This is a genomic window from Photobacterium sp. NCIMB 13483 (assembly GCF_003025475.1).
Classification (GTDB): Bacteria; Pseudomonadota; Gammaproteobacteria; order Enterobacterales; family Vibrionaceae; genus Photobacterium; species Photobacterium piscicola.
The window spans coordinates 13,061-31,731 of record NZ_PYLV01000005.1 but is presented as its reverse complement, the minus strand read 5'-3'; the positions used below and the strand labels follow the sequence as shown (position 1 = coordinate 31,731).

At 34.6% G+C, this 18,671-nt stretch carries 13 protein-coding genes and 1 tRNA gene; 10 read left to right on the top strand and 4 right to left on the bottom strand.

Annotated features, from left to right (window positions below):
• Window positions 1-206 precede the first annotated feature (206 nt).
• Both rpoS and C9I86_RS05895 read left to right on the top strand, forming a co-directional pair.
• Complete coding sequence (rpoS, locus tag C9I86_RS05900) at window positions 207-1,061, top strand: RNA polymerase sigma factor RpoS (protein ID WP_107275912.1); 855 nt, start codon at window positions 207-209, stop codon at window positions 1,059-1,061.
• 187 nt (window positions 1,062-1,248) lie between these two features.
• Window positions 1,249-1,761, top strand: a complete 513-nt coding sequence (locus tag C9I86_RS05895; protein ID WP_080155556.1) for a hypothetical protein — start codon at window positions 1,249-1,251, stop codon at window positions 1,759-1,761.
• A 69-nt stretch (window positions 1,762-1,830) separates the two neighbouring features.
• Here C9I86_RS05895 and C9I86_RS05890 read toward each other — a convergent pair.
• Window positions 1,831-1,921: transfer RNA gene (locus C9I86_RS05890), tRNA-Ser, on the bottom strand.
• 297 nt (window positions 1,922-2,218) lie between these two features.
• Between C9I86_RS05890 and C9I86_RS05885 the strand changes: the two genes are divergently transcribed.
• Window positions 2,219-2,788: a hypothetical protein gene (locus C9I86_RS05885; RefSeq protein ID WP_107275978.1), complete on the top strand. Its 570-nt coding sequence runs from the start codon at window positions 2,219-2,221 to the stop codon at window positions 2,786-2,788.
• Between the two features lie 111 nt (window positions 2,789-2,899).
• Here C9I86_RS05885 and C9I86_RS05880 read toward each other — a convergent pair whose 3' ends face one another.
• Window positions 2,900-3,301, bottom strand: coding sequence for an H-NS family nucleoid-associated regulatory protein (locus C9I86_RS05880; protein WP_199190750.1), 402 nt, complete (start codon window positions 3,299-3,301; stop codon window positions 2,900-2,902).
• A 616-nt stretch (window positions 3,302-3,917) separates the two neighbouring features.
• Between C9I86_RS05880 and C9I86_RS05875 the strand changes: the two genes are divergently transcribed.
• The gene (locus tag C9I86_RS05875) at window positions 3,918-5,840 is read left to right on the top strand and encodes a BCCT family transporter (protein ID WP_107275910.1); all 1,923 of its coding nucleotides are present in this window, start codon (window positions 3,918-3,920) and stop codon (window positions 5,838-5,840) included.
• Between the two features lie 88 nt (window positions 5,841-5,928).
• Here the strand turns inward: C9I86_RS05875 and C9I86_RS05870 are convergent, their stop codons facing one another.
• Entirely contained in the window at window positions 5,929-6,567 is a 639-nt protein-coding gene (locus C9I86_RS05870; RefSeq protein WP_080155559.1) for a phage repressor protein CI, read from the bottom strand.
• A 417-nt stretch (window positions 6,568-6,984) separates the two neighbouring features.
• On the bottom strand, window positions 6,985-7,233 hold the full coding sequence (locus tag C9I86_RS05865) for an ogr/Delta-like zinc finger family protein (RefSeq protein ID WP_036792931.1): 249 nt from the start codon (window positions 7,231-7,233) through the stop codon (window positions 6,985-6,987).
• A gap of 655 nt (window positions 7,234-7,888) precedes the next feature.
• Between C9I86_RS05865 and C9I86_RS05855 the strand changes: the two genes are divergently transcribed.
• From C9I86_RS05855 to C9I86_RS05825, 6 genes are all read left to right on the top strand, one after another.
• Entirely contained in the window at window positions 7,889-8,458 is a 570-nt protein-coding gene (locus tag C9I86_RS05855; RefSeq protein WP_080155561.1) for a lysozyme, read from the top strand.
• An 11-nt stretch (window positions 8,459-8,469) separates the two neighbouring features.
• Entirely contained in the window at window positions 8,470-8,787 is a 318-nt protein-coding gene (locus tag C9I86_RS05850; RefSeq protein WP_107275909.1) for a hypothetical protein, read from the top strand.
• Between the two features lie 245 nt (window positions 8,788-9,032).
• Complete coding sequence (locus C9I86_RS05840; protein WP_107275907.1) at window positions 9,033-11,768, top strand: hypothetical protein; 2,736 nt, start codon at window positions 9,033-9,035, stop codon at window positions 11,766-11,768.
• A 341-nt stretch (window positions 11,769-12,109) separates the two neighbouring features.
• Complete coding sequence (locus C9I86_RS05835; RefSeq protein WP_080155565.1) at window positions 12,110-15,046, top strand: phage tail protein; 2,937 nt, start codon at window positions 12,110-12,112, stop codon at window positions 15,044-15,046.
• 302 nt (window positions 15,047-15,348) lie between these two features.
• Window positions 15,349-15,837 carry a hypothetical protein gene (locus tag C9I86_RS05830; protein WP_107275906.1) on the top strand — a complete coding sequence of 163 codons (489 nt, stop codon included), beginning with the start codon at window positions 15,349-15,351 and terminating at the stop codon, window positions 15,835-15,837.
• A complete protein-coding gene (locus C9I86_RS05825; RefSeq protein ID WP_107275905.1) occupies window positions 15,806-18,607 on the top strand; it encodes a M66 family metalloprotease in 2,802 nt (933 codons plus the stop codon). The genes C9I86_RS05830 and C9I86_RS05825 overlap by 32 nt, the downstream gene beginning before the upstream one ends.
• Window positions 18,608-18,671: the final 64 nt, after the last annotated feature.

Below are 18,671 nucleotides of genomic sequence, written 5' to 3'. Positions count from 1 at the left end.
ACTCTATCATTATTTAGGTTTTATAATAAATAGTATACCTTAGTCATATATAGTAAATATATAAAATAGCCATTAAGCTTTTATCTTTGTAACTGATAAAAAATTATTAGCCACTAGTTAAATTTTTGTAATTAATTGTTGTTAATGGGATAAAAATAGATTTATTATGTAATCTGTAAATAATAGAAAATACTCAAGGATGATGTATGAAAGAAGTAGTATTTGAAAATGATGTTGTTCGGCTTTATTTGAATGATATATCGTTTAAACCTTTGCTAACAAAAAACGACGAAATTCTTTATAGCCGTAAATCATTATTGGGTGATGCGCAGGCTAAACGTGTGCTTATCGAATCTAATTTACGCCTTGTTGTTAGCTTAGCTAAAAAATATCGAGCTTCTACTTTGTTATTGAGTGATTTAATTGATGAAGGAAATATTGGTTTAATTACGGCTGTCGAAAAATTTGATCCAGAAAAAGGATTTCGATTTTCTACTTATGCATCGTGGTGGATTAAACAGACAATTGAACGGGCAATTCATAATCAAAGTCGTACTATTCGATTGCCAGTACATGTGTCAAAAGAAGTGAATACGATCTTACGCGCTCATCGTGATTTAATGGCTAAAAATAATAATGACCCATCACCAGAAGATATTGCTGATTATTTAGAGCGTGATGTGAATGACATAACTTTATTAATAACAAATAATCAGCATGTTTTATCATTTGAACAGACATTGAATGAAGATGATCATAATTCGTTATCGTCTTTTGTTGCAGATGAACATGCGAATGTAGATAAAGTAATAGAGCGTAGTGATATGCAAAAGATCACTAAAAAAATGTTATATATATTAACTGAACGTGATCGTGAAATTATTTGTCGTCGGTTTGGATTATTAGGTTATGAACCGCAAACATTACAAGAAGTTGCTGATGCAGTAGGATTAACGCGAGAGCGGATTCGACAATTACAAATAAAAAATCTTATGCGTTTAAAGCGCGCTTTAGTGAATGACAATTATGATGTGGAAATGTTGTTTTCAGTATCTGCGTAAAAACAATTGTTGCTAATCCTAGTATAAAAGAGGTGACGTTTGTCATCTTTTTTATTATGGATATATTGATCATAAATACAGAGTTATGCTCCATATCTGTAGATTGCACTTTATATTGATAGGCATATTATAACGTTACATCCTTAGTGATAAAGTCATTATCATTCATAAGTTTAGGAGTATAGTTATGCCAACTACCGATGAAGCATGTGAACATTCAGAATTACTTAATGCATTAATCTCTAGGCAATCATTATTATCTACCAATAGAATGCAATATATTGTTTATGCAGCGGCACTTGCTACTCAGAATAAAAAAGTATTACAAACGATTCAACATCTTGTTGGTGATATCACGCTTAATCAGCGTCAAGATATTCATCATGCTGTGGTTAGAATGGCAGCGACTAATGCTTACTATATGGCGATGCATAGTATTGATTTAAAATCTGAAATGACGAATGCAATGCAATTAGCGCCTTTAAAAGAATTAGATGTCGAAGATATAACAAGTTATTATTATGCCTGTATTGCCGCTTGTTTAGTAAATAATGGTTACAGCTGTTTGAACAATCATATTACATTATTACGCTCTTGTGATGAGTCGGACGATTCTATCAATATGGCATTAAGGCTCACAGCATCTGTACTCACTATGTGCCAATCAAGTTTTAATAATGATTACTTCTTAGATAACTGATTGACTTGAACGTAGATGATTATTATAGATATAAAAAAACCGCTAATAAATTAGCGGTTTTTTTGAATGTGGCGGAGAGATAGGGATTTGAACCCTAGATACGCTATAAACGTATGCCGGTTTTCAAGACCGGTGCTTTCAACCACTCAGCCATCTCTCCATGCCGCGAATAATACGGCTATATGTGTGTTATGTAAATATATTTATCATTATTCAAGTTTGATTGAATAATGAATAAACAATAATACTATTATCTGTACTCTTTTATGATTTTATCTCAATCTATTTATTTTATAAAATGATAAGTTAAGTTATTAATCGAAGAAAATTAGTCTTATCGGTTGATGTAATAATCAACAATCGTATGGTATTATCCTCTAAATTTTTAGCATTATTCCAGTATATATATGGATATATGTTAAATATTAATATTAGATCACCATTAATCGTTAATGGTATGTTGAGAGATAGTGTTGTGATTGATTTATTGAAAGATATATTGGGATGGACATCGGTGGTGTTTTATATCTTAATCACTATATTTAACACCATGAAAGTTACCCGTTATGCCGCTTTTGCTTCTGCAACAAACGATACAATATGGTCAATTTTAATGGGGTGGTGGCCGAAAGTTATTCTTAACTTATCGGTTACAGCAATTAATTTATATCGATATTTTAAAGATTTTACTCAAACGGCTAAAATTATTATTCAGTTATTAGCAGCAGTTATGATAATAGGTATATCATATATTGTTTATGTGGCTATTAATGCTTTTATTGCATCGCCTACGTTGGCTGTTGGATTGCAGTTTGTTGATTTAGGTGTAATTGTCATTGCTTTATACATGACTGAATTAAAGAAATATCGTGTATTAATGTTGCTATCTGGTTTTGTAGGTATGGTCGGTTATTTAGGTAACCTTCAAATGATGATAATTAAAGCATTGGTTATTCTAATTATGAGCTATAAACTATTTACAACTCGAAATGATACTCCAGAACAACAAGCTGCCGAAAATAAATGAATTCAGAAGAAAAAGCAGGTTACTCTTCAATTATTTATTGATATAAAAAACGCTCATTGTTAATACAACGAGCGTTTTTTTGAACATTAACTTAATTAAGTTATGTCTGAATTAGATTTCGAAGCTTGCGAGTGCATCGCCATTATCTAATAATTGTTGTAGTGCTTTAGGTGTACGACCTTGGCCTGTCCACGTTTTCTCATCACCATTTTCATCAACAAACTTGTATTTAGCTGGACGAGTTGCACGCTTTTTCTTAGCTTTTGGTGCGTCACCAATTAATGCAATTAATTCTTCCGGTGTAATACCTTCAGCGGCAAGCATATCGCGGTATTTTTGTAGTTTTGCTTCTTGTTCTTTATTTTCAGCTTTAGCTGCTGCTTCTTCTACACGACGTTCTTCAACGACTTGGGTGAACTTTTGTAGACCTTCTTGTAGATCTTCAATAGACATTTCACGCGCTTGAGCTCTTAAAGAGCGTAGATTTAAAAGAGTTTCAATCATGTTATTAATTCTAAATAAAAGTAATTTTGCCTATTGTACTTAACTTTTATAATAAGACACTAAAAATAGTCACCATAGTTGTAACTAAATCTCATTTTTTCTTTTTTAATTGTCATTTTTACTTCTTTTTTATTTAAAGTATAAAATAAGAAGCAATTGACTGTCGTATTATCATTAGTTACACAATAAGAGAAATAGCCGAGACTAATTGATAGTCATTATAATAACGGTGCTTGAATTATACTTTAATGCCATCTGTACTATAAAATAACCGATAAATATTTAATGAGTTATTGATTGTGAAAAACCGATAGCTTCAATTGTGTATGTAACATTAATTTCATATATAGTCCCTTATACATAAGGTTATGTAGCATATAATTTTATTATCACCATGCTTTTTATTAGCAAGTAAGCTGTTTATTTGTTTCAACTTGTAACGTGAAAGTGTTTTTTTTGATTGTTAATTCATCAAAGATGTCATATTCGCTCAAAAAATTCATTACATTAAGTAGAATAAAAAAAATTCATCGTTACCATTACTGATGTTATTTGTATGATTAGTGTTAAAATAACATCATATGTGTAACTTTTCATGGATGATATATAGCAGTAAGGATATCGTTTGAATACATTACGTAAAAACTTCGAATTAATTGATAAGCCCACATTCTTTGGGGCATTAGCAATGTTGATTTCAGTGGTTGTGCCACTCCTTTTATTTCCAAAAGAAGGCGCAGAGTGGATTGCTGTTGCAAAAACCTTCATGACTGACCAACTGGGATTTTTATATTTAGCGCTGGGTATGGCTGCCTTTTTCTTTATGATTTATATTGTTTTTTCTGATATTGGTCAAATTAAATTAGGTGATGCAGATGAAGCGCCTGAATTTAAAACCGCATCATGGGCGGCAATGCTTTTCTGTGGTGGTATCGGTGCCAGTATTTTGTACTGGGGTGCTATTGAGTGGGCTTATTATTATCAAAGTCCACCATTTCAATTGCAACCAGGAAGTGAAGAAGCTGTTCGTTGGGCCGCAACTTACGGTGTTTTCCACTGGGGCCCTATTGCATGGTGTATTTACCTTGTACCAGCGGTGCCAATTGCGTATTTCTTCTATGTACGTAAGCAACCAGTCTTGAAAGTTTCAGCAGCGTTAATGCCTGTTATTGGTGAAGCGCGTAGCCATGGTTGGATTGGTAAAGTTATTGATGTGTTATTTATTTTTGGATTATTAGGTGGTGGTGCTACAACATTAGGTTTGGCCGCACCGTTGATTACTGAAGGTGCACATTATCTCTTTGGCACGCCTAAGACGACAGAAACACAGATTATCGTATTGCTTATCTGTACCTGTATTTTTGGATACTCTGCTTATGCTGGTATGGAAAAAGGCATTAAAGTTCTGAGTAACATTAACTTTTGGGGAGCATTAGGCTTACTTGCCTTTATTCTTGCTGTTGGTCCAACGATTTTCATGTTAGAAACGGGCCTCGATTCATTGGGACGTATGCTATCTAACTTCTTCATCATGGCAACTTGGGCAGAACCTTTCGGTGGTTATGGTACATTTGAAGATACACACTTCCCACAAGATTGGACTATTTTCTACTGGGCATGGTGGCTAGTCTTCGCACCAAGTATGGGGCTATTTATTGCCCGAATTTCTCGTGGTCGTACAATTAAGCAGATGGTTACAGGCTCGATCTTCTTCGGTTCGATGGGTTGCTTCCTCTTCTTTATGGTATTGGGTAATTATGGCTTATCATTACAATTATCTGGTGCACTTGATGTGGTTGGTATTTTAAATGCAGATGGCGCAACTAAAGCTATCTTCTCTATTCTTGAACAACTGCCGTTCAGTACCATTGTTATTGCTGTATTTACCTTGCTATGTTTAATTTTTACAGCAACAACGTTTGACTCTATTTCGTATATTCTTGCTTCTGTGGTTCAAAATGATGTAACAGAAGAGCCTATGCGTTGGAACCGATTATTTTGGGCATTTGCAATGTCGTTCATGCCATCAGTATTGATGTTTATGGGGGGGCTTGTAACATTACAAACAGCTGCAATCGTTGGCGGTTTACCACTGTTATTTATTACAGTCATGCTAATGATATCTGCCGTTAAAGCTGCATCTTTGGATTTAAGAAATCAAGACGGTTACGAAGATCCGGTGATCAATATTGAAGAACTACCTGATGTTGATCCATGGTCAAAAGAAGGAATGGCACTAGCGAAATTTGAACAGTTAAAAGATATTGCGATTGAAGCTGCAGAAACAGAGCGTGGTGCGCTGAATGAAATCTGGAAGATTAAGAAAACAATCCGTGCTCAAGCATTAGCAAGTGGTGATAGTGGTATTGATTCTGGGGATGTACCTCAAGAGTTAGCAGAAGAACTGCACCGTTTAACAGCAGAAGCAATGGCTGCTAAAGAAGCAAAACTTGAAGCATCAGAATTGGCTCAAGAAGCACGAATTATGTTTAACGAGATCATGAAACAAAAAGAAGAAATGTCAGATATAGAAGTACAAAAAGCATAACTTACTATTAATTAAGATATAAATTAATATAAGGCGATCTTCGGATCGCCTTTTTTTGTGTTTTTAAATAAATACAAATAGCAATTATTTATATATGGTTAATAGAAATAATCACTTTTCCCATGATTGTAATGTCAGCTTGAGCAACTGCAATGGAAGATTGACCGTAGTGCAATACTAGCTGATTGCCGGGCAAACGTTGAATATCATTAATCGACATAAGGTTATCAATTGTGATCAGATAGCTACCACTAATAGGTAAAGTATCATTTTGGTCGATGATCATTGTCGTTGAAGCTGTTTGTAGCGCCATGAAATGATGTGGTTCAGTCTGTGATTGCTTAAGTAATATTGGATCAAAAGATAAGGCTGGCAGAGCGGTGAGTTCACCTGATTTCAATTGATAATGCGGTAATGTTAAAGCATGAGAATCTAAATATTGTTCTGATTTACTCATTTCAGGAAATGCGTCACCTTCATTTAATAATAACCACCTTAGTGATACTCCTGTCGCAAGGTGAGATCGAATAGCAATTTCAAATGGGGTGGTTTCTCGAGAATGCCATGTTGATACAGTGCCACGTGGGATACCAAAAACATCAGCAAGATTTTGATATTCATCAATGTTTAATAATGAGCATAATTTAGATGTAACAGCTTTTCCACCAAGATATGGATAAGTAGAAATAATAGGAATATGAGATTTAGGTGTCATATTAGGTTTCATTTTGGACTCTCAACCTTATCAAGGTAATGGTAATAACAACAGATTAAGCCTCTAATACCGACAATAACACGCATGAGTGATACTGTGTGCATAGTGTTTGACTAATGTTTTTTTTATTAATTATACATTTAGTTTATGTGTTGGTATGTAAATTTACCAATATGCCGTCATCAATAAAACTTATTGCATATTATTTCACGGTTTTTTGTCATATTTGACCCGTTTATCATCACTATGTCGTTATCGGTATCAGTTCTCGTATATTAATTATTTTTAGTGATGTAATAGTTAAACTTATACGTCCTAAAAGCAAGAAAATGCCGTATAGCCTTTACAATCGTTAACTATATTAAAAGTACTTTAGTACTGATGGTTATATTCAGTATTAAAGCGGAACGTATAACGTTCCGCATAAGTTTAGATTGTTAGCATTTGATGAAGCTCTTTCACTTTTTCGGGTGGCATTGTTTTAACTAATGCAATAACGAGTTCATTTACATTTTTTGCTGATGGACTAATGGTGTGGCTAAAGCCAAGGGACATAACAAAAGTATGTCCACATTCTGGATCTGAGCACGAACAATATAAGTCTGCTGCTGCATTTGAGAACCAGTTTGTTTTGTTAATACGTGCTTTTTCGCCACACTGAGTACAATGAATACGCATAGCCATTTGAATTACCTGCTTAATATGTAAGGCAAAAATTCAAGAATCATTTATATAAACAATGTCATTACCCATAAAGAGCCAAATCATGGTGAGCATTTAGCTCGACATAGATAAGCTTAAATTTTCACTTTTATAGGAATGATAGTGTTACCTACCGTAATTAACGTCGATCTGCTGTTTTTCAGTTAATGAGATGTCAGTTAATTACTTAATTCTGTCATAAAACCCTTTCTTTTATCTCAAATGGCAAACTGAAATTCGGATATATTCGGATTTACGCTATGTTCCGACATCATCATAACGACAAATGATGCATCAATAATTCAAATGAGCAATAATCACTGCATCAAGTAAAACGCTGGAGTAATTTGAAATATCAATATTGAGACTTACATCGTTGGAGATAGATGTAGGGGGATGTTCCTCATTTACTCTGAATAAACAAGGAATTATAAGGTGTATGAGTTATCGGATTGGTTAGTAAATAAAATGATATTTGTGGTTTATCTTATCATTGGCTATTTTCAATTTATGACAATAGAAGCTTGGTCTTTGATTATTTCACTCAGTATGGGAATGTTCGCTTTATCGTTGAACTATTGGCATAAGAAAGTTATGCAACAAATAGCGAGGGAAAAAGGAATATTCATTCATGAGTAAATTAAAGCCAATTTTATGCTCAATTACTGCAGTTATAGCACTTCTTGGTGATGGCGGAGTAGGAAATAGTACATTACCAATAGGAAATGTTGTTATTGCTGGAGAAAGCCAAGGAAAATTAAAATTAACATATAAAGGATTAAAATTAATAGGAGATTATGAAGGTTGCCGGTTGGATGCTTATCGTTGTCCTGCTGGTTATAAAACAAATGGTGTTGGTAATATCCATAATATAAAAAAAGACATTATAGATAATAAACAAGTAGCAAAAGACTGGGTGTCAAATATACAACAAGCAGAATCTTGCCTTAATAATATTCTAGGTAATAATAAAGTAACATCAGGGCAATATGACGCATTAACATCCTTTATTTTCAATACTGGCTGTAAACGATTTTTAAGAAATAAAGATCTTACAGAAACAAAAATATCATTATATGTTAAAAATGGGAAATTACCTTTAGCTTGTATGCAATTATCTCGTTGGGTTTATGGTGGAGGGAAAAAATTAAAAGGCTTGGTTAAACGGCGGATGTCAGAATATTCACGGTGTATTGAATAGGACGTTTATCTATGAGGTTATTATTGGTATTAATCATCTTCTTATTATTAGTGAAATTTGAATATATGGATCGTGAAATAAATTCACTAATTGTAGATAGAGATAATATTCTATTAATTAATAAATCAAACACTGAAAATTTGAAATTATTAGCAGACCAAAACAAGCAGAATAATGACTTATTTCTGCAACGGGAACAGCGGAAAGAAAAACAACAAGGAGAACTTATTGTCACTACGGAATCTTTGCGTAAGTTACTGTATAAAAAGGAACAATTTAATCATCATTGGCCTGATGATATTATTGAGTGGTTGCAGCTCCCGTATTGAGCCTACACGTGTAGATATTATTTATCTATTGCCTGAACCGTGGTTAGTTACGGCATGTAATAAACCTAAATTAATTGGGAAAACACCAGCTGAGACTATTTCAGAAGATCTTCCGCGATTAAAAAACGCACTGTCTAATTGTGCAAAACAAGTAGATGATTATCTTCGATGGTATAAAAAAACAAAAAAACAAAAAAACAAAAAAACAAAAATTAATTAATCATATAAAAATAAGAGATATTAAAATGACAGTTGTAATTAATGAAAGCATCGTATTAAATAATGAAAATTACCTTACCGCTATTATTGATAGTAGCTTTGATATTAATAGTTTTCCTACTGACTGTACAACTGCGCGATTAGGTGGTTCATCACAGCCTAATCTTCCATCATGGGCGGCTTACGGTAATATGTTGTCACTGGTATCACCAAAATCAGATACAACTGTTCAAATTTTAAGTGGCTATAATAATAAAGATATTGGTTTTCGAAGTGGTAATAAAAATACTCTTCCTAGTCGTGATTTTGTGAAGTTTTATCATGAGAATAATGTACCAACAGCAAAACAAGTAGGGGCTGCAGTTGCTTTAACCGATGGCCTATCTGGCTTCGTTTATAATATGCACTCTGATGGTACCTGGGTAGAAGCTGTTAGTGATGCGCCTCGTGATAATAAAGGCTATGTGCGCAAAAATGGTGAGTGGGAAGAATTTACCACAGTTCCAAGTATTGGTGGTGGACTAAATAAATCATTATGGGTAGAAGCAAGTACAATTGGTATTATTTATAATGATGCTAAAAAAGCCGCGGCCAATGCATTAATTCTAAAAAACTTAGTTGCTGAACAAATCGTACGATTAGCATTTACTGATAATGTTTATTTTGATACTACCGCAGGTGAAATTGTTATTCGTTATGGCTTAGAATTCCATGGGTGTTTAAATAAGAAAATTTATTGGGCTAGTTCACCAATTGGTATTGATGGTAATGATTGTTTAAATGCAATGAGTATGCCTAACGTTGTAGATATGCCCTATTACTGTGAAACTAATTGTCATCATGTAACGACAGGTAAACTTAATTTTATTGCAGGTGATGGCTGGGGGGGGTATCGCGGAATTATTTCACGTGATTGTAGCTACGATGGTAGTTTCCGTTATAAATTTATTGGCAAAGAACAACATCCTATAACAGGCAATCCAAATTCATCAACATACACTTTCCAAGGTGATTATGCGGGGTTTGGTGAGGTTATCTTTGATAATTTAACGTTAACTAATTCACATCATTTGGCATTTTTAGGTGCGAATCAATTTCCTTATGAGCGTATTGTTTTCCGTAATGTGGTGATGCGTAATTGTAGTCGAGGTTTATATTCTGGTGGTATCACTAATACTAATCCATGGTATTTAGATGTTCAAAAAGCGATGCGAAATCTTGTCGTTGAAGGTCTTGATTGGGAAAATGATGCTGATTTTTGGGCGGGTGAAGATAATAACTCAAGCGCATATGTTACCCCCGTATTATGGGAAGGAAATAGATTAATTTTTACGAATGCACGTATTCGTAGTGTTAAAATTCGTTCACATAAAAATAATAAAACGGCTCAAGCTGTATACCCTGTTTATCTTGGTGGTATTCGTGTTGAAATGCATGATTGTGAGACTATCAATATGTATAACTTCAAGTCTGATGGTAGTAATAATACCTGTATTTTCTTGAAAAAAGTTCGCAACGCGTTAATTCATAATATCGAGTATCGTTTTGAAGAAAATTTCTTTAGTACGATGAAGAGTAAATTCAATGTAACGCCTGATAATACACAGGGTACATTTATTGCATATTCGCCAGAACCAGGTATTCCTTGGAATAATAGTGTGAATTATGGCAGTGAGCCAGCTGAATTAATTGTTATCCGTAATGCAAAGTGTTGGTTACCTAAACTATTGCGTACTCCTGAAGTGTCGACGCAGATTGTGGGAAGTTATGAAATAACGGGTTGTGATTTTGAATCACCAGATAATGGTTATAACAGTAATGGCAAGATTTCTGGTGCATTTACATTCCTCACTGTAAATTGGTGGGATAACAGTCAATATCGCAGTGATAACCAAATGGTGAACCGTCGTGCAATATTTAAAGATAACCGTGTTTACACACCAAATAATACCGCGGGTAAGTTAGCTTATATTAGTATTCGTGATAATCGACAAGATCGTATTGGTAACTATGTTATTGATATTAGTGGCAACGATATTACAGCAAATAGCCTTAAAGAATTACAATTAACATGTGCAGCAAGTGATCAATTTAAACCTAAAGATTGTATAATTAACCAAATTACATTAAATAACCGTGTGCATATTGTGGATTCGGCACAAAATAATGTTAAGCCTCGTCATGATGTTTTTGTTACAGGAAATAAAGTACCAAAAGTTATACTGTTAGACCTTGGCGGCAATCATACTTCAACCGCAAAGAACGCATTATTAGGCCGTATTCAACAGAATATATTTGGTGCTGATATGACAACTGGAAAATTTAATTTATCATATGCAGAGCTATTAGGAGCAACGCCTGCTATAACTGTCATGAATGCAACTCGTCCAAGTAATGGTTGTTTAGAGAATAAAATGCATCATTATAACGGTACAATGACAACTAAAGATGGCTGCTTTGATTTTTCGACCCGTATTGAAATTAGCAATGTTAATGTAGAAGCGGAAACATGTACTATTGGCTATTTCCATCCGACCACAAAGTTATGGACTCTGGCACAGTGGAATGCAACCAAGAATGACGGTAGCTTTGAAATTTTATTGAATAGCAGAGATCGTTTTGGTAATTATACTGATAAAACACCATTAAAAGCTCGTATTGGTCGTCAGTCAAATGCATTAACACTCTTACTGTATCCTAATTATGGTAATAGTGATTATTCTTCAGCATTGAATATGGAATTAAATATTAATCATTATTAATATAATTAAGCTAAAATAAATATTGTCAAGAGACACATTGTATAATGTGTCTCTTTTTATTTGTTACTTTAAGATTGTCTTATTATAGCAATAACATTTATTGATGATGTTAATTGTTTTTTATGAATTATTGTTAATATTAATACAGTACAGTAGTATTTAATAATAACTTTCGTTATATTGAATCTACTTTTATAATAAATAATAAGCTATAAATTTTTATAGCGGTATTTAATTACTTATAATTATAGGTTTTAGCTAAGCTATAGAACTCAACTTTATATATATGTATTTATTATGAATTGAGGTGATGTTTATATACAATAATAGTAGGCAGTTTAATGAGTAAAGAAGATTCAATTAGTGATCATAAAGGTATTTCTCGCCGTTCTTTTCTAAGAAATACGACAATGATAGCAGGGGGAGCAACGGCTGGCATGTTTATCCCTGGTGCTATTGATAAAGTTAATGCATTAGATTTGATGAAAAACTCAAATCAACCAGAAGTGATTATTACGGCTAAAGGTCGTGCACTAATAGCAAAAATGCAAGCAGAAAAGAAAATTTTACTAATTGATTCCATGATTTTTGCTTTTAAGTCAAAGAGAGGAAAAGCGCCTACAGAAAATGAACAGTTACAACCTAATGAAATTGTTCATAATGCTAAAATTCAACAACAAATTCGATTATCAGAGGATGCCATAGCGTTGTCTACGACATTAGACAGTGATGTTGGTCCATTTGAATTTAATTGGAGCTGCTTATATTGTAGTGAATATGACACTATTATTGCTGTTACCTATCCGAAATTAACAACAAAAACGGTTGATGGCCCAGGCGCAAAGGGCAATATTTTAATTCGATCATTTATTTTAAATTATAAAAACATAGCTGATATTACGAATAGTGCAGTTATAGATGCTAGCCCTAATTTTATGGCACATCAGCGATTAGGTATTGTTGAAAACTCAGCGTTGCAGGCCATTATTGATCAACAAGGTCAAGATTGGTTTATTAAAAATGCTTTTATGGTATTACCTGTTGAGGGTGTATATAAAATCATGGCTGGTGTGGCTTATATTTCTGGGCATCGAATTGAATTAGAAAACAATCGTGTTATTGATGCTACTAATAAACCATTTTATATCTATGTTGATGTTTATAAAAATAATAATGACATTGATGGGTTAGATACGAAATTTAATATTATTGTTTCAAGTAAAGATTTAAAGAATTACATTAATACAGATGGTGTTCATCATTATTATTGTAAACTTTGTCAAGTTATGGCTGATGGTTCGGTGAGTGATTTACGCCCTCAAACGACCGTGGTAGATAAGGGGTGGGCAGAAGCACAAGATCATCAAGCTATAGAAAGTGTTTCTGGTCTTAAAATATACCCGCTTAGTCGTAATTTAGCTGTTGGTGATACCATTCCTGAAGGATATAACGGCTTACGTATAAAGAACAAAATTTACCGTGTTATTTGCCATGGTAAAGTGAATGAAATTGATTCTAATGCGACCTTTGTCATTGTAAATAAAGATAAATATTTCTTACAACCTTGTATTGAAGGCCAAAGCTTTTATTCTATCGATAATCTTGAGCATTATGCACCTCTTTCTGATTGGGGTGATAAAATTAATTATGCCGCAGAAATTTGTCGTAAAGGTGGGCTTATTTTATGGATTCCAAATAAAGTTTACCGATTTAATAAAACGATTGAATTTAAAGATCTTAATGTTCAATGGGATGGCACTTTAGAGCTTTGCAGTAATGTTGTTGGTGTCGTTTTAAAATATAATGTTAATTTGTCTGGTAATCCTTTTATTATTCGTTCTCGTTCGCTTGATCATTTTGATCAAGCCATGGTAATGCTGACATCATCATCAGAGAAAGTTAATGGTAAATGGAAGACTAAAGGTTGTGTTGAAAATAAAATTAATCAATTAAATATTCTTAATGGTTGGATTGATTATCATGGTCACAGTAATGGTAAAGTTTTGGATAAAACCAAACTTACTGGCCGTGGACTAGTATTATTAGCGGGAAGTTGGACCGCAGGATTAACAACTAAACGTTCCCATGAGTATGTTTGGCGTAATTTTGTTTCAGATGTCTATGTTGATGGTTTTGAACAGCCTTATGTATTACAAGGGGTAATTGATAATATTACGCCAAATCGTTGGATCACTTGGGTTAATGGCAATAAATTACATAATTTATGTGCTCGTCGATTTAAGCAAGGCTTCGTTGTTCAATCGCCATTATTACGTCCCAATGGAAAAATTGGTGGTGAAGTTGCAGGTAATACGTGTGCCAGTCTTGATTTTCAGTGGTCGCGAGAAGGGTCTCAGTCTTTTCTTGTTTGTGAAGGGCGTAATAATAAATTTGAATTAATGGGTTGGGATGCTCCCGAAACTGCGACGAAGACTATTCAATTTTTACGGGCTAAAACGAATACATTTCCACCGGGTTACGGTGAGGCATCAGGTAATATTGTTGAGCTTTATGGCTCAACTCTAGGTAAATTAAATGGTAGTGATTTATCACCATTAGTATATGAATCTAACCCCGGTTTAAATACATTTATAACTGAAAGTTATATTGCACGTAATATTATGCCTGAATTATCACCACCAACCGTAGGTTCAGCGTTAACTAACAGTTATATACCTAAGGTTGATAACTTTTTAGCGTTTATTAATAACCGTCCTCGGTGTCGAGTGGCGTTATTTAAAAATGGAGAGTTACAGCCAAAGGTTGATCTTACACCAATGTTTGATTTTAATCCTGAATCAGCGGTACGACTTACGGTAGAGAAAGGCGATGAGTATCAAGTTGTAATATCATTAGATGGATCTATTAATCATTTTAATATGGTGGGTAGTACACTTGGCTACAATAATCTATCGTCAGGTGTCATTGATATTAATTTACGTGATCGACATAAAAAATCAGTCTATTCTTCTCGCCAACCATTGAAAACAGCCAATGTTACTGGTTTTATTCATGCTGCTAATATTAAGACCTTGGTGATAACGTATAGTGGTTTTGAAAAAGCAGGTAAATTAAATATTAGTGCATTATACGGTCAAACGTATAACCGTAATGCGTCGCAAGGCTTTATGACTGCTGATGGTTCATGCTGGATGCAAGACGATATTAAAATAAACAAACCTGGTGCAGGGGTTGTTGTTCGTGATGAAGTTAATGGCCAACTTTATCGTATTGCGATTGCAAATGGTGAATTGAAATTAGAACCTGTAAAAAAGTAATAATATAATGTACTCAAGCCGCTCTATTAAGGGCGGTTTTTGATATTTATATCCTATCTCTTATCGTAAATTTATTCCTTTCTTATAAAAGCTAAAGCATATTATTTTAAACTAGATGCCATCATTTAATGAGAAAAATGTAGGATTGATGAATTGTTTGCCTATAGCGAATATATAAATGTGATATTGAGCTCAAAAAATTCGTCATTAGCCTAATAACAATAAAAACTACGATGCAATAAATAGCATAAATATGCTTTTATATGTATATTTCTTATGGTTATTACAAATAAGGTTTATACATGAATATTAAATCTATTACTCTCGCAATTAGTGCGTTGTTATGCAGTTATTCGGCGACTAGTTTGGCTGCTTTAAACGCATCAACTGACGCGACGCAGCAACTTGAGCAAATGAAAACACGTGTATTGCAACGAATTATTGAAGCGCAAAAGCTGATCAATGATCCTGCTAATATTGAAATCCGCAATGGACAACGTTTTCTAAAATATAACGGCTATTTATACCCAATTACAGCCAACAACTTACCTTCTTTTATGCCTTTTGTTGATGGTTTTGATTATGCAGATCGTTCCGCTGAGGCTATGTTTGATTTTATTCAAATGCCATGGAAGTTAGTTAACCAAATGGATGGCGTTTATATTTATAATGACCAATTTGGTTATACCTATTTAGAACAATGGGATAAAGATAAACAATGTAATGTTCAATACCTTGCGGGTGATAAAGATTTAGTTAGTGCGGCTTCGAAAGATTGTCTACCTTATTAACGCAGCTTTAATTGATGCTTACGGCTTTATTGATGAACAGCCTATTACTAATCATCTTAGTGGTGATTTTGCTGCACAAATACGTTTTATTCAAAACCAAACAGCAGAACCTTTTGGTAATGATGAAAAAGAACAACAACGAATTGTCTCTCAACGTGAAGCTTTACTTGTTGTCACTCCAATGGCTAACGATGAACCTAAAAGCGTTGAACTGAAAATATTCAAAGATGGTGTATTACTTGAGACTCGTCAAATGACGAATCCTCTACAAATTTTAGAATCAGACCGTGCTAATCACGATGATCGTAAAGATGTGGTTTACTCCAAACGTTCATTCACAACAGTTTTGCCATGGAACTGGGTTGAGAAAGGGTTAAGTTTACAGTTTTCAACTTATAGTGGTTTAAGTGGTGAATTAACAGCAGATCGAATTGATTTTGCAGCTCCTGCTCATCTTGATTTACCTATGATTCGAATTGGTATGTTAACTGAGCCGCCAGCAGCAAAACCATTAGAACTACAAACTGCACATTACGGCTCAGAGCTTTTCCAACGGTTCCCATTAGCATCAATGACGATCAGTAATTACTTACCTATTAAGTTAGATAAAGTGGTGATGTCTAATGGTGATATCAAAACCCAATACAGTGACTATGCTTCTCCCGGCATTCATAGCGGTGATATGCGAGAAGATATAACGAAGTCGTTAATTCAACTTGGTATTGCCAATGCAAATTATGGCGTTGCCAGTTCAGGTCCTAGTCAATGGCAAGCTGATAATTACCCTGCTATTGTTATTGGTCACTCTGTTGGTCGTTATAAAAATGACAAAGGTGATATTGGTGATTATACCCATGGTTTGTCTGGCGGTAATGGCATGGTACTGCTTGCGGATACTACGGGAAATGAAGTCACCCATGAGATTGGACACGCCTTGAGTATGGGTCATTATCCTGGTGGTCACGTTAATGCAACCCATGGTGCAACCACTGGGTGGGGCTATGATGCCTATCGCGGTTACATGGCAGATAACCTTAATTGGTGGTCAAAAGTTGATGGTGAATATGGTTATGGCGATATTATGGTTACGCCATATAAAACTCATTATGGTTATGGTGCAGATCCTATGGGTGGCGGTGGTTTTGACTCATCAACGTCCAGCTATCCATTATTTACCGGCTATTCATCAAAGCGTATTCAACACTATTTAGAGACTAAAGATTATCTTGATACGACGGCGACAAGTGGCTATGGCCATTGGAATGCGGTCGAACAACAATTTGAGCCTGTATTAACAACCACTAAATTAAAGCCAATCGTGCAAGGGGTTGATGTAATGACGGTGGTGGGTTTTTATGATCCACAACAGATCAATACCAGCTATGTCTATCCTGCATTATATGGCAGCTCAGGTAATGTGTATGAGTTACCTCAACCGGTTGCTGGGCAATGTTGGGCAACGGTGACTTATGGTGATAATTCACAGCAGGTTATTGGGCTTGATGGCAGCCGTAAAAATAACGGTTTAAGTAATAAACTGCATTTTAACTTAGCGCGTGATCGTGCGCCGCAAACCGTGACTATTGATTGTCCTCAAACCAGTTTAGAAACGATAGTAAGAGATGAGCTATTAATTCAGTTTGCTCAAGATCGTTTTTATGCTTGGGGTGAGAATAATCGTAGGGGGGAAATCGGTGATGTGTTTGAATATCATCGTAATGGCCGTGTTGAACTTTTTGAATTGAAAAAGCAACATTATTGGTATTTCCCTGGTGCTGGTGAATCAAACAGTGAGTGGGCGTTTGTCGGTTATCTTGACCAATTTATTGCCGATAAACAGCCAGACATAAACTTTGATGAATTAGGTCAAGTGAGACTAGATGCTCGTACCTTTATCGCTAACACTGAATATCCTGCGGCAGCGATTACCATCGGCAAGGGTCAAGGATACGATCTAGCGATTGAGTCACAAAAATCATTTACGGAACAAAGCGATTTAGCACATCTTGATTTTGAAACGATTAACCAGTTTGATCAATGGGTTGCTGATCGTTATGGTAATGGTGAATTGAATAATGGCGTAACGCATAAACGTAAGCGGGCAGGGGCTGTTTATGTTCATGTTAATACAGAACTTAATACCCGTGATTATTTCTTAATGAAAACAGTCATCGCGGGAGAGTTCCCTACGGACCATCGCAGTAATAATGATTGGAAATATTTAGGTTCAGCGGAATCTTATGTTAATTTTGACTTCAACCCACTGATATTAAATCGTGACATGGTATCGAATGTTGAACGTATTCAGCATTACTTTAAGCAGTCAGCTTTATTTACCTGGGATCAACGTACAATCACGACTTGGAATAGTTCAAATAGCGCGGTGTTCATTAATCCAACCGCTGAGGGTATTAATGAATACTTTATTCAAAGAATACCAGCTCAAGGTGGTGAGTTCCCAACCAATAAAGCGTCAAATCGTGATTGGATTTATGTAGCGGATGATAATTCGCTGAATCAATTGGTGCTGGAAATGAGTACCAACCAAGCGGTATTTGAGCAATTAGCACTTGATTGGTATAAACAAGACAGTTTTGGTAACTGGGGTGATAATGGTAAAAAAGGGAATGTCGGTGATATTTATACCTATGATTTCCGTGATAGTAAAACCCATTATTACCGTTTAAAGACAACCCACTATGGCTATTTCCCATGGCCGTCAGACCAAGATCCTAGCAATGGTAATTGGCACTATATTGGTCATTACTAAGCATAATAGGTACTAATTAATGATGTTTTAAAGCCGTATTTAACCTTGTGTTATTTACGGCTTT

What these genes read in the sequence shown, in the direction of transcription:
- rpoS (WP_107275912.1), top strand. Translation starts at nt 207, where the DNA reads ATGAAAGAAGTAGTATTTGAAAATGATGTTGTTCGGCTTTATTTGAAT.
- C9I86_RS05895 (WP_080155556.1), top strand. Translation starts at nt 1,249, where the DNA reads ATGCCAACTACCGATGAAGCATGTGAACATTCAGAATTACTTAATGCA.
- C9I86_RS05885 (WP_107275978.1), top strand. Translation starts at nt 2,219, where the DNA reads ATGTTGAGAGATAGTGTTGTGATTGATTTATTGAAAGATATATTGGGA.
- C9I86_RS05870 (WP_080155559.1), bottom strand. Translation starts at nt 6,567, where the DNA reads ATGAAACCTAATATGACACCTAAATCTCATATTCCTATTATTTCTACT.
- C9I86_RS05865 (WP_036792931.1), bottom strand. Translation starts at nt 7,233, where the DNA reads ATGCGTATTCATTGTACTCAGTGTGGCGAAAAAGCACGTATTAACAAA.
- C9I86_RS05855 (WP_080155561.1), top strand. Translation starts at nt 7,889, where the DNA reads ATGAGTAAATTAAAGCCAATTTTATGCTCAATTACTGCAGTTATAGCA.
- C9I86_RS05850 (WP_107275909.1), top strand. Translation starts at nt 8,470, where the DNA reads ATGAGGTTATTATTGGTATTAATCATCTTCTTATTATTAGTGAAATTT.
- C9I86_RS05840 (WP_107275907.1), top strand. Translation starts at nt 9,033, where the DNA reads ATGACAGTTGTAATTAATGAAAGCATCGTATTAAATAATGAAAATTAC.
- C9I86_RS05835 (WP_080155565.1), top strand. Translation starts at nt 12,110, where the DNA reads ATGAGTAAAGAAGATTCAATTAGTGATCATAAAGGTATTTCTCGCCGT.
- C9I86_RS05830 (WP_107275906.1), top strand. Translation starts at nt 15,349, where the DNA reads ATGAATATTAAATCTATTACTCTCGCAATTAGTGCGTTGTTATGCAGT.